At 74.6% G+C, this 12,196-nt stretch carries 11 protein-coding genes; 1 reads left to right on the top strand and 10 read right to left on the bottom strand.

Going from position 1 to position 12,196, the window contains the following annotated elements; genetic code table 11:
- Positions 1–22 precede the first annotated feature (22 nt).
- The 8 genes from OG494_RS12950 to OG494_RS12915 all read right to left on the bottom strand — a co-directional run bounded on the left by OG494_RS12950 (position 23) and on the right by OG494_RS12915 (position 9,271).
- Positions 23–1,393, bottom strand: coding sequence for a serine hydrolase domain-containing protein (locus OG494_RS12950; protein WP_328455290.1), 1,371 nt, complete (start codon positions 1,391–1,393; stop codon positions 23–25).
- Positions 1,390–2,184, bottom strand: a complete 795-nt coding sequence (locus OG494_RS12945; RefSeq protein WP_328455288.1) for an ABC transporter ATP-binding protein — start codon at positions 2,182–2,184, stop codon at positions 1,390–1,392. Before OG494_RS12945 ends, OG494_RS12950 begins: the two co-directional genes overlap by 4 nt.
- The gene (locus OG494_RS12940) at positions 2,181–3,149 is read right to left on the bottom strand and encodes an ABC transporter ATP-binding protein (protein WP_328455286.1); all 969 of its coding nucleotides are present in this window, start codon (positions 3,147–3,149) and stop codon (positions 2,181–2,183) included. Before OG494_RS12940 ends, OG494_RS12945 begins: the two co-directional genes overlap by 4 nt.
- Entirely contained in the window at positions 3,146–4,000 is an 855-nt protein-coding gene (locus tag OG494_RS12935) for an ABC transporter permease (RefSeq protein ID WP_328455284.1), read from the bottom strand. The genes OG494_RS12940 and OG494_RS12935 overlap by 4 nt, the downstream gene beginning before the upstream one ends.
- Positions 3,997–4,926, bottom strand: a complete 930-nt coding sequence (locus OG494_RS12930) for an ABC transporter permease (protein WP_328455282.1) — start codon at positions 4,924–4,926, stop codon at positions 3,997–3,999. Before OG494_RS12930 ends, OG494_RS12935 begins: the two co-directional genes overlap by 4 nt.
- A gap of 10 nt (positions 4,927–4,936) precedes the next feature.
- On the bottom strand, positions 4,937–6,532 hold the full coding sequence (locus tag OG494_RS12925) for an ABC transporter substrate-binding protein (RefSeq protein ID WP_328455280.1): 1,596 nt from the start codon (positions 6,530–6,532) through the stop codon (positions 4,937–4,939).
- Between the two features lie 82 nt (positions 6,533–6,614).
- Positions 6,615–7,703, bottom strand: coding sequence for a DUF917 domain-containing protein (locus OG494_RS12920; RefSeq protein ID WP_328455278.1), 1,089 nt, complete (start codon positions 7,701–7,703; stop codon positions 6,615–6,617).
- Positions 7,700–9,271 (bottom strand): hydantoinase/oxoprolinase family protein, encoded by a 1,572-nt coding sequence (locus tag OG494_RS12915; protein WP_328458933.1) that lies wholly within the window; start codon positions 9,269–9,271, stop codon positions 7,700–7,702. The genes OG494_RS12920 and OG494_RS12915 overlap by 4 nt, the downstream gene beginning before the upstream one ends.
- A 228-nt stretch (positions 9,272–9,499) precedes the next feature.
- Here OG494_RS12915 and OG494_RS12910 point away from each other — a divergent pair, with 228 nt between their 5' ends.
- Positions 9,500–10,336 (top strand): hypothetical protein, encoded by an 837-nt coding sequence (locus OG494_RS12910; protein WP_328455276.1) that lies wholly within the window; start codon positions 9,500–9,502, stop codon positions 10,334–10,336.
- 15 nt (positions 10,337–10,351) lie between these two features.
- Here OG494_RS12910 and OG494_RS12905 read toward each other — a convergent pair whose 3' ends face one another.
- Together OG494_RS12905 and OG494_RS12900 are read right to left on the bottom strand one after the other, a co-directional pair.
- Positions 10,352–11,542 carry a sensor histidine kinase gene (locus OG494_RS12905; RefSeq protein ID WP_328455274.1) on the bottom strand — a complete coding sequence of 397 codons (1,191 nt, stop codon included), beginning with the start codon at positions 11,540–11,542 and terminating at the stop codon, positions 10,352–10,354.
- Positions 11,526–12,179, bottom strand: coding sequence for a response regulator transcription factor (locus tag OG494_RS12900; RefSeq protein WP_328455272.1), 654 nt, complete (start codon positions 12,177–12,179; stop codon positions 11,526–11,528). Before OG494_RS12900 ends, OG494_RS12905 begins: the two co-directional genes overlap by 17 nt.
- Between the last annotated feature and the right edge of the window lie 17 nt (positions 12,180–12,196).

Genomic DNA, 12,196 nt, shown 5'->3' with positions numbered 1-12,196 from the left:
ACCGCCCGTTGGCGCGGCCGCGTCAGGGGCGCAGGCGGAAGGCGCGCGCGTCGTAGTGGGCCCAGGACCGGGCGCCGCCCTCCCGCGGCCCGGTGAACGCCACCGTGCGGTGGGCCTGCGGCCAGCGCACGGTCCAGGTGCCGTCGTCGACCGGCACCAGCGGAGCGTGGTCGATCGCCGCCGGCGCCCACCCGGCGAGCGCGGCACCGTAGCCCAGCGAAACCACCGGCCGCCCGGCCCGCCGCCCGAGGGTCAGGACCGTGTCGCCGTGGGTGTACACGGCGTGCTCGGGCAGGGTTTCGTGCGCGCCCGCGGGTACTTCGCGCGGCAGCGGTGGCACGCGGACGCCGAACCGGCGGGTGAAAACGTGCTCGAACACCGCCCGTGCGACGCTGTCGCCGCCGAGGCCGTTGGTGGCCACGACCACCGCGAAGTCGTGTCCGGGCGCCACCCGGACCTGGGTGACCTGGCAGCGGATCTGGCCGTTGTAGCCCAGCACGCGCAGGCCGCCGAAATCCCACTCGGCCCAGCCCGGGGTCCAGCCGACCGCGCCCGGCACGGAGTGTCCGGCCGGGGTGGCGACTGCGGGGCCCGCCAGCACCGAAGCCGCCGCCGCGAACGGCCCGGTGGTGCCTTCGGTGACCGCCCGCAGGATGGTGAGCAGGTCCGCGGGGGTGGCCACGACCAGGCCGGCGGACGCGATGTAGGGGTGTTCCCAGCCCGGGTCCTCGACCAAGCGACCGGTGGCGGCCTCGTAGGCGTGCCCGCGCACGAGGTCGCCGGGCCGCCGCCGGTGCTCGGCGACCCAGGTGCCGCGCAGGCCGCCGGGGACGACGAAGAACCGGGTGAACAGCGTCGGCCACGTCGCGCCGCTCAGCCGCTCGGCGATGGCGCCGAGCAGCACGAATCCCGCGTTGCAGTAGGAAAACCGGGTGCCCGCGGGGAAGGCGGACGCGATGTGGCGGCACGCGTGGGTGTACCGGCTCAGCACGTCCGGGCCGTCGTCCAGGACGGGCAGGTAGTCACCGTCGAGGCCGCTGGTGTGGGTCAGCAGGTGCCGCACGGTGACCTGGGCCAGGGGCTCGTCGGCGGCCACGTCGAGACCCGGCAGCAGCGCGCGGACCAGGGTGTCCAGGGTCAGGCCCGCCCGGTCGAGCAGGAACACGACGATCGCGGCGGCCGCGATCTTCGTCACCGACCCGATCGGGAACGACGTGTCGGCGGTGACGGGCACGGCGGAAGCCACGGTCACGTGGCCGGTGACGGCGCGGCGCACCCCGCCGCGGTCGGCGATCGCCACCGACACCCCGGGCACCCGGTGCCGCGGCGCGAGGTCGCGGACGAGCACTTCGAGTTCGGGGTCGTCGTCGTGACCGCGGCCGGGCGCGCTCACGTCGGTTCCGTCCGGGTGCGGGCGGCCGCGACCAGCTCGGCGGCGATCGCGGTGGCGGGCCGGCGCAGCACGTCGGCCGCGGGGCCGGCCTCGGCCACCGCGCCCTCGTGCATGACGACGACGTCCGAGGCGACGTGGGTCACCAGCGCGAGGTCGTGGCTGATGAACACCAGCGCCAGGCCGAGCCGCGCACGCAGCTCCGCGAGGAGGTTGACGATCTGTGCCCGGGTGGACGCGTCGAGCGCGGTCACCGCCTCGTCCGCGATCAGGACATCGGGGTCCAGGCCCACCGCGCGGGCGATCACCACGCGCTGGGCCTGCCCGCCGGACAGCTCGTGCGGCCGCCGGACGCCGTAGGACCGCGGCAGCCCGACCAGGTCGAGCAGACCGGTGACGAACTCGTTCCGGCCGCGGCGGGTGGTCCGGCCGTGGAGCAGGGCGGGTTCGGCGATCGCGTCGGCGACGCAGTAGCGGCTGTCCAGGGCGCTGCCCCAGTTCTGCGGCACCAGCTGGACCCGGCGGTGGAACTCCCGGGCCGCCGCGCCGGTGAGCCCGGCGATGTCCCGGCCGGACAGCCGGACCACCCCGGTGCCGGGCCGGGTCAGCCCGACCAGGCACCGGGCGAGGGTGGTCTTGCCGCTGCCGGATGTCCCGACGACGCCGAGCGCCCCGCCGGCGGCGACGGCCACCGACGCGCGGTCGAGCGCGAGCACCTCCCGCCGGGATCGCCTTCCGGGGCCGCCGCCGAACCGGACGGTGAGGTCCCGGGCCGCCAGCAGTGGCTCGGTCATCCGGCCACCTCCTGCGTGACGAGATGACAGGAGAACACGTGCCCCGGACCGGCCTGCCGCGCCGGTGGCTCGGTGGCACACCGGGGCGTCGCCACGGGACAGCGGTCCCGGAAGGCGCAGCCGGTGGGCCGGTGCGACGGTGCCGGTGCCGTGCCGGGGATCGCGGCGAGCCGGCCGGGGGATCCGGGATCCGCCCGCGGCAGCGCCGCGAGCAGGCCGCGGGTGTAGGGGTGGGCCGGTTCGCCGAGGACGGCCGGGGCCGGGCCGGCTTCCACCACGCCGCCGGCGTACAGCACGACGACGCGGTGGCACAGGTGCCGGATCGCGCCGATGTCGTGGGACACCACCACCACCGCGGTGCCCCGCTCCCGGGACACGGCCGCGAGCAGGTCGAGGATCCGCAGCTGGGCCACGACGTCGAGCGCCGACGTCGGTTCGTCGGCGAGCAGCACGGCGGGCCGCGGCGCGAGGGCGAGCGCGATCAGGACGCGCTGGCGCATCCCGCCGGACAGCTCGTGCGGGTACGCGGCCCCGACGGCCGGGTCGAGGCCCACGGTCTCGAGCAGCGCCGCGGCTTCGGCGGCCGCCGCTCGCCGGGTGCGCGTTCCGTGCGCACGCAGGGTTTCGACCAGGTGCGCCCGGACCGGCCGCACCGGGTTCAGGGCCGCCACGGAGTTCTGCGGCACGTACCCGATCCCGCTCCCCCGCGCCGCGGCCAGGGCCCGGGGGTCGCCGAGCAGCGACCGGCCGCGGAACCGGACGTCCCCGCGCACGGCCCGGCCCGGGGCGGGCAGCAGGCCGAGCACCGTCCGGCACAGCACCGTCTTGCCCGACCCCGATTCCCCGACCACCCCGACGATTTCGCCGGGCCGCACGTCCAGGGAAACGCCGGTCACCGCGGCGTGCTCCGGCGCGCCGAACGCGACCGTCAGGTCCCGCACCGCCAGCAGGACGTCGCCGGTCATGCCGCGGCTCCGGCGGCCGGGGTCCGCAGGCGGTGCGCCAGCCCGTCGCCGAGCAGGCTCGCGCCCAGCCCGGCCACCACCACCGCGGCGGTCGCGGCCACCAGCGGCAGCCAGCCCCGGTCGAGGTAGTGCTGGCCCTCGGCGATCATCGCGCCCCACTCCGGGGTGGGCGGCTGGACCCCGGCGCCCAGGTAGGACACGGCGGCGATCAGCACCAGGTTGCCGGTGAAATCGCTGGTCGAGTACACGAGACACGGACCGAGCGCGTGCGGCAGCACGTGGCGCAGCAGGATCCGCCCGCCGCCGAGGCCGAGCACGCGGTGGGCGTCGACGAGGCCGTCTTCGCGCAGCACCAGGATTTCCGTGCGGCACAACCGCGTATAGCTGATCCACCCGGTCAGCGGGATCGCGAGCAGGACACCGCCCAGACCGGGGCCGGTGACCGCCAGCACGGCCAGGACCAGGACCAGGAACGGGAACGCGGCCACGACGTCCACCAGCCGCAGCACCACCGCCGGGAGCGGGCCGCGCAGCCACCCGCACAGCGCCCCGAGCCCGGTGCCCAGCACCGCCGAGGCGACGGTGACGCCGGCGGCGACCGCGAGGTCGGTCCGGCCGGCGTGGAGCACGCGGGCCAGGACGTCGCGGCCGAGGTGGTCGGTGCCGAGCAGGTGCGCCGCGGACACGGACTCGTGCTGGTGCAGCAGGTCGACGGCGGTGGGTTCCCAGGGGGTCAGCACCGGCGCCAGCACCGCCGCGGCGACCAGGACCAGCAGGATCGCCGCGCCGGCCAGCACCTCGGCGTCCCGCCTGCCGACGCCGGGCGACGCGAATCCCGGCGCGGCGGTCACAGGCGGAACCTCGGGTCGAGGGCCGCGCACACCAGGTCGGCCAGGATGTTCCCGCCGATGACGAGCACCGCGAGCACGAGCGCGACGCCCTGGACGACCGGCAGGTCCCGCTCCAGCACGGACCGCACCAGCAGCTGCCCGAGCCCGGGCACCGCGCAGACGTTTTCGATCACCACCGCGACCCCGATCAGGCTGCCGATGTTGGTGCCCAGGTAGGTGACGACCGGGAGAACGGCGTTGCGCTGCACGTACCCGGTGCGGACCCGCCGCGGGGACAGCCCCCGGGCCGTCGCGGTGGCGACGTACTCCCGCGGCAGTTCCCCGAGCACGCCGGCGCGGACGAGCCGGGTCAGCACCGACCCGGCCATGACGGTGAAGGTGAGCACGGGCAGCACGAGGTAGGGCAGCCCGGCGAAGCCCGCACGGTAGCCGGAGACCGGGAGCAGCCGCAGGTTCAGCGCCAGCAGCTGGATGAGCACGATGGCCACGCAGAACGACGGGACGGCCCCGCCGGTGACGCTGCCGGCGCGCACGAGGTGGTCCAGCGGCCGGCCGCGGTGGTAGGCGGCGAGTGTCCCCGCCAGGAACCCGCCCGCGGAACTCGCCGCGATACCGAGGACGAGCAGGAGGAGCGTGGGGGCCGCCGCCGCGGCGATCACCTGGGTCACCGGCTGCTCCCGCGTCAGCGACGTGCCGAGGTCACCGCGGGCGAGGCCGGCCAGGAACGTGCCCAGCTGGCTGGGCACGGGCCGGTCGAGGCCGAGTTCGGCGCGGCGGCGCGCCACCTCCGCGGCCGACGCCTTGCCGCCGAGCAGCTGCGCGGTGGCGTCCCCGGGGATCAGGTGGAGCAGGACGAACACCAGCACGACGGCCAGCAGCAGGGTCGGCACGGCGGCCAGCAGGCGGCGGGCGGCGTACCCGGTCATCGGGCGCGGGTCATCGGGCGAGCCAGACGTCTTCCAGGCGCCACCACGCGGTGCCGACCGCCCGGAAGCCCTGCACGTCGGCTCCGAGCCCGGTGACGGTCGGCGGGAAACTGATCGGCAGCAGCGGTGCTTCGTCCATGCCGAGCTGCTGCACCGCCTGCAGGGCCCGCTCCTGTTCGGCCGGGGTGAGGTGCAGCGGACCGGCAGCGACCGCGTCGGACAGCATGCTGTTGCGCACGGAGGTGTACATGCCCTTGGTCGGGCTGTCCGAGGCGAAGGTGAGCTGCGGCATCTCCCACGGTGACGGCACGTCGGCGGTCTCGAAGGCCAGGAGCGCGACGAAGTCCTGCGCCTGCAGCCGCTGGACCAGGGTGGCGAAGTCGACCTGCTGGATCACCGGGTGCAGCCCGGCCGTGCGCCAGCCCTGCTCGATCACCTGCGCGGTGGTCACGGCGGTGGCGTCGCCGGAGTTGACCAGCAGCGGGAGTTCGGTGCCGGCGGGGATCCCGGCGCGGGCCAGCAGCTGCCTGGCCGCGGCCGGGTCGTACCGGTAGGCCCGGACGTCCGGGCTCCAGCCGCGCATCTTCGGCGTGACGCCGTTGGCGACGGCGCCGAGTCCGTAGTAGACGGACCGGTTGATGCCCTCGACGTCGACGGCGTGGCACAGGGCCTGGCGCACCCTCCGGTCGGCGAGCAGTGCCGTGTTGTAGTTGAAGAACACCGCGTCGAGCTGGAACGCCTCGTCGACCGAGACGTCCAGCTCGGGGTGGCCGCGCAGGCGTTCGGCCTCGGCGCGCGGCACGCTTTCCGCGAGCTGCGCCTCCCCCGCCTGGAGCTTGAGCATCCGCGCCGTGTCGTCCGGCACGTAGGGCATCGCGATCCGGTCGAGGTACGGGCGGCCGGGTTTCCAGTAGTGCTCGTTGCGGGCCAGCACCACCTCCTGGCCCCGCACCAGGGACGCCACCCGGAACGGGCCGGTGCCGACCGGCGCCGCCGCGAAGGCGGCGGGGTCGCGTTGCACGGCGGCGCGGGGGACGATCCCGGCGGCGAACAGCGAAAGGTTGTCGATCAGCGGCGGGTACGGCCGGTCGACCACCACCTCGACGGTGCCCGCCGCGGTCGCGCCGACGTGGGTGATGTGGGCGAACAGGAAAGCGTAGGCGCTGTCCGGTCCCCGGGCGCGGTCGAGCGAGAACACCACGTCCGCCGCGGTCATCGGGGTACCGTCGGAGAACCGCACGCCGGATCGGAGCGTGAAGACGTAGTGGGTGCCGTCCGCGGAGGTCGTCCACGAAGCAGCGAGCGCGGGAGAGACCCCCGTCGAGTCCGCGTTGATCGTCACCAAGGTGTCGAAGACGTTGTACAGCAAGAAGATCGAGCCGTTGTCCGTGACGGACACCGGGTCGAGACCCAGCGGGTCCTGGCTGCGGGCGAAGGTGAGCTCACCGCCGCGCACCGGCGTGTCGTCCTGGGGTGAAGGTCCGTTCGCGGGGCTGCACGAGGTCTGCGCACCCACGGCGAGGCCGGCGACCGAACCCGCGGCGAGCCGCAGGAACCGCGCTCGGGTGATCAGGTGGCCCCGGGGATCGGTGCCGGCAGAATCCACATCAGCCTCGCAGGTGCATCTCTCGGCGCTGCCTCGACAACTTAGATCGCCCCGAAGCCGGCGGGGCTGCCCGAACGGGCGATCACGGGGGCAGCAGCGGGTCGAGGTCGAGACCGAACGCCTCCGGACCGGCGAGGTGTGCCAGCCGCGCGTCCTCCCACTTGGGGTCCGAACGCAGGCGGACGACCGACACCGGCAGGCCCAGCCGGAGCTTCTCGATGTCGATGAGTTCCCCGGTGTCGGCCAGCAGGCAGATGATGTCGGGGACGGTCGCGACGACCTCGCCGTCGACCGCGCACACCAGGTACTCCTGCTCGGCGTCGATCCGGGCGAGCCGGTCGCCGTCGTCGATCACGACGGCCCAGGGTTCGCTGGCGCGCACGGACGTGCTCAGCTCGGTGATGGTCCCGTGGAACAGCCGGCGACCGCCGATCCGGGCGATGAGGTCGTCGACCGTCCCGGTCAGCGGCGGCGTCAGCGCCGCTCCGATCATGCGGGCCCGGCTGAGCGAGCCGGTGATCCCGTGCACCCCCAGCACTCTCGCGCGCAGCAGGTAGAGGCTCACCGCCGCCCAGCCGCCGAAGGCGACCGCCACCGCATCGCCCACCCGGTCGACGACGGCGACGTCGTCGGTCCGGAGCACGATGTGGTTCTGCTGGTTGTCCACGAAACTCACGGTGCCGGGCGGAAAACCGGTGGCGGACAGGATGATCTGGTTGAAGTGCTGCGAGGCCCGGCCCATCAGGTCCCCGTCGACGACCGGCAGGCCCAATTCCAGCGCGGCCAAGGGGGCGGCGAAGGCGTTGAGGCCGCCGATCTCCACGTTGGCCACGCCGGCCAGCCGCACCCCGTGCCGGTCCGCGACCAGCCGCGCCGCCCGCGCGAGTTCGGTGCCGTCGGGGAGTTTTTCGCCGAGGATGGCGGGTGAGCCCAGCATCGCGACGTGCACCACCCAGGCGTCCGGGGGCAGGTCCGCGGCCCGCACGACCGGCAGCGTCTCCCCGGACCGCATGGCGTAGGCGAGTACGTCGTACAGCACCGAGCGTTCCCAGCCACCGCCCCGGCCGCAGGCCAGCACCAGCGCGCCCTGGTTGATGACGGCGAGGTCGTCGAGGCCGATCCCGGTGATCGGCTCGGGCGCGGGCGTCAGCGGCCCGCCGGCGCCGCTCACACCGGCTCCGGCTGCTGACGGGTGCGCTGGATGTCGCCCACCGCGCGGATCCGGACCCGGGTCACCTCGTTGTCGAAGTAGCCGAGCTCCTGCAGGTTCACCGAGATGACCCGGACCGAGTCCGGGTCGGCGCCGGCGGCGACCGCGCGGGCCGCCGCCTCGTCCTCGGCCCTGCTGAGGCGGCTGCCCAGGTCGTCGGCCGACGCCTGGAACACCCGGTCGATCTCGGCACCGGCCTGCGCCATCGCGGCCCCGACGGCGTTGGCCATGGCGTGGTGCTCCGGGCGTTCGACGTGCGAGATCCCCGGCAGCCGCGGCGGCACCAGGAAAGCGGCGCCGCCGACGGCCACCAGCGGGGGTTGCCGGAGCGTCGTGCGGACCCCCTTCACCGCTTCGGCCAGCCGGGCGTGGACGTCGGCGAGAACGGCCGCGCAACGGCCGCGGTCCCAGCCCGCCACCCGGCCGGCGTCCCCGACGTGCGGGGCCAGCCCGGCGGCGACCGCGACGTCGGTCAGCGTCGGCTGGGTGCCGCCGAACACGACCGCGGCGCGGCGCAGGTCGCGACCGACGCTGTCGGCCAGCACCACCGCGCTGTCCGGGCGCAGGGCCACCCGGGAGCCACCCCCCACGGCGAGAGAGCGCAGTTCCGGCATCCGGAAGTTGGTGTACACGCCGTTGACCCCGACGTTGTCGACGGACGTGCGGGGGAACCCGTGCCGGAGCACGCCGACGTCGCTGGTCGTCCCGCCGACGTCGACCACGACGCACTCGTCGCGGCCGCTCAGCAGGCCGGCGCCGCGGATGGAGTTGCTCGGTCCGGAGGCGAACGTCGCGATCGGGAACCGGCGGGCGTAGTCGACGTCCATCACCGTTCCGTCGTTCTGGCTGACGTAGACCGGACCGGTGAAGCCGAGGCGCGCGATCATCGCGGAGACACCGTCGAACACCCGGTCGGCCACGCCGATGAGGCAGGCGTTGAGGATCGTGGCGTTCTCCCGGCGCAGCAGCCCGAGGTGGCCGATCTCGTGGGACCGGCAGACCGTCACGCCGGGGATGCGGTCCTCCAGCAGCCCGGCGGCCCGCTCCTCCAGCCCCGCGTTCATCGGCGAGAACACCGACGTCAGCGCCACGGCCCGGACGCCGTCGGCGGCGATGCGGTCCACGATCGCGCGGAACGCCCTCTCGTCGAACGGGAGCGCGGTCCGGCCGTCGTACTCGTGCCCGCCGCCGCAGATGTACCGGTGCGGGCCGAGCGCCCGCGACAGGGCGTCGGGCCAGGTTCCCATCGGCGGGATCGCCCGGGTGGACGGGACGGCGAAGCGGATCGCCGCGGTGGGGGTCAGCCCGTGCACGGCGACCACCGCGTTGAGGAAGTGCGTGGTCCCGATCAGCACCGCGTCGACCTGATCGGTGGTGACGCCCGCGGTCGCGATCAGCGCGGTGAGCGCCTGCTCGATCCCCAGGGTCACGTCGCCGGAGGTGGGCCGCTTCGCGTGCGCGACCATCCGGTCGTCCGCCATGAGCACGGCATCGGTGTTCGTACCGCCGACGTCGACGCCAATCCGCATGCCCACCCCGCAACCGTCGCCGGTCGCCGCGGCGGACCGCCATGGTGACCAACGGACTGGACCGAACAGACCACGGACGCTACACCCGTTGCGCCGGGCGTACCGGTTGCGCGCGGCGCCGCCGGTACGGACCCCCCGTCCGGGTGAGCCGCGTGCCGGCGGCCGGGGCCGGAGCTGCCCGAAAGGCTTCACCATCGCTTGCGGCCGGTGCCGGCCCGGGGTTCCACGATGCTGGCCATGCACCTGATGAGCATCCAGAACTACGAAAGCGACCAGGTCAAGGGCGCCGCGCAGCTGTGGGCCTTCGCCTCGGGCCGGACGGAGGCGAGCGTCGCGCTGTGGCTCGTCGACGCGGCGTTGTCGGCCGACGAGAACGGCTGGACGACCAACCTGGCGTACGCGACGCAGGCGGACCCGGCCATCGCCCTGCGCGTGGTGCGGGACGTGCTCGAAGACGCGGCCGACGAGGCGTTCGAACCGGTCGGCGCGACGCTCGCCACGGGCCTCGATCCGGTGGCGACGACGCAGGCCGTCGCCGAACTGGACGACGGGGACCGGCAGCGCTTCGCGGACGCGCTGATCGACGCGTGCGACCGGATCCTCGCCGACGCCGCCGAAAACCAGAACCAAGCCGACTGGCTGATCGCGTGGGGCGCCGCCAACGGCGGCTTCGGCAGCCTGGAGAGCTACGTCGAGCACAGCAACGCCTGGGCCGCCTACGACGCCCTCAACCGCGCTTCCGTGGGAGAGCTGCAGAAGGGCGCGGTCCGGGGGTTCTGGCAGTGGGGGGAGATCGTCCTCATCGGCCGCGAGGCCGCCACCAAGGAGGTCCGGGCCTACATCGACAGTTTCGTGCGGCGTTCCGCGAGCGGGCTCCTGTTCGGGGAGGAGGCCAAGTTCGTCGGCCTGGTCCGCACGGGACAGCTGCTGATGGTCGCCCGCGGGCGCGGCCTCGACCCGGGCCGCATCGACGTCCTCGACCGCTCTTCGGCCAGCGGCGAGCTCGACCGGACGCTGCGGGAGGCGCTCGGGCGGATCACGAAGAAGAAGGTCACCCTGAGGTAGGGACACCCCCAGCGCTCAGCCGGGTAGCCACACCTCCACCGTGGTGCCGCCGCCTTCGCGGGTCCGCAACGTGAACGTGCCGCCCGCACCCTCCACCCGCACCCGGTGGCCCGCCAGGCCGACGTGCCCGCCGGCCAGCCGCTCCGCCAGGACGGCCGGGGCGAAGCCGACGCCGTCGTCGGTGACGGTCAGCCCCAGGCGGCCCGGCTGCTCGCGCAAGTCCACGCGGACGTTCCGGGCCCGGGCGTGGCGGACCACGTTCGCCAGCAGCTCCCGGGCGACCGAGTAGAGCATCGCCTCGGCCGGGTGCTCGACGGCCGGCTCCGCGTGGAGGACCAGCGCGAACCCTCCCCGCTGCGCGCTGCGTTCGCCCAGCGTCTCGAGAGCCGCGGCGATGCCCAGCTCCAGCAGCACCCGCGGGTGCAGGTCGAACACGGCCTCGCGCAGTTCGGCGACCGTGGTGTCCAGCAGGTCCAGCACCCGGGTGCGCACCTCGGCCGGCAGCGGCGCGCCGGACAGCTCCAGCCGGGCCGCCATCAGGCTCTGCACGGCGCTGTCGTGCAGAGCGTCGGCGAGTGCGGCGCGCTCCCGCTCCTCGGCGTTGATCAGGTCCCCGACCAGCTGCTCCTGCACGCCGACCAGATCGGCGATCCGCCGCTCGCGGCGCACGAGCAGCGCGGCGACCACGGTGCAGACGACACCGAACCACACCAGGTACCCGGCGAAGCCGAACGCGCGCAGCAGGTCGTAGGGCGCGCCGCGATCCGGGTCGAGGCGGGCGATGTCGTCCGGCGCCAATGCCAGCGGCACGAGCGCGAGGTAGGCCAGCGCCGACGCCGTCCCCGCCAGCGCCGTGAGCCACGGGCGGTAGCTCGCCACCGCGGTGAAGGGCACCAGGATGTAGGCGTACCCGATCTCCGAGGCGGGCCCGCCGGCGAACAGGGACAACACCGTGATCGCGCCGATGTCGATCGCGGCGGGCAGCAGGAACGACCAGGTCGCGGGCCCGGGGCGCCAGAGGAGGAAGGCCAGCGTCCACGCGCCGTAGAGCCCGAGGGTGACCAGGAAGGCCGTCCAGTGCGCGGTCTGCGCGACCAGGGTGCTGACCAGCATCGGCAGCACGACCACGACCCGGCTCCAGGCGGCTCCCCCGGTGATCGGCCGGGCCGCGACCACCGGCGTCCGGCCGCTAGTCGACGAGGCCACGGCGCATGGCCTCGGCGACGGCCGCGGCCCGGTCGGAGACGCCCAGCTTGTCGTAGAGCTTCTGCGCGTGGGCTTTGATGGTGCTGGGGCTCAGGAAGAGGTTGCGCGCGACCTGCGGGATGCTCAGCCCCGCCGCGAACGAGCGGAGGATCTCGCGCTCGCGGTCGTTGAGGGCGGGACCGCGGGACGTGGCCCGCAGCCGGATCTGGCCGGCCAGCCCGCCCGCGACCGCGGGCGGCAGCACCGTCTGGCCGGAGCTCACCCGCAGCACCGCGTCGAGGATCTCCTCGCTGTCGGCGTCCTTGCCGATGAACCCGGCCGCGCCCGCCTCCAGCGCCCGGTAGGCCACGACGCCGTCGAGCAGTGCGGAAATGATCAGCACGCGGCAGTCCGGCGCGTCCCGGGCGATGGCCGCCGCCACCTGGATCCCGGTCAGGTCCGGCAGGTTGTAGTCGACGACCACGGTGCACGGCGCGTGCTCCCGGGCCGCGGCGATCGCCTCCCGGCCGGTACCCACCTGGGCCACCACCCGGATGGCGGCCGACCGGTCGAGCACGCGCACCAGCCCGTCCCGGTAGATCGGATGGTCTTCGACGACGACCAGTTTCCCGGCCCGGCCGGGCCCCACGTCAGTCATGACTCTTCTCGTTTCGG

It is taken from the genome of Amycolatopsis sp. NBC_00438 (genome assembly GCF_036026695.1).
Taxonomy (GTDB): domain Bacteria; phylum Actinomycetota; class Actinomycetes; order Mycobacteriales; family Pseudonocardiaceae; genus Amycolatopsis.
Note: the sequence above shows the minus strand (reverse complement) of the source record. Positions and strands in the feature narration are given on the sequence as shown.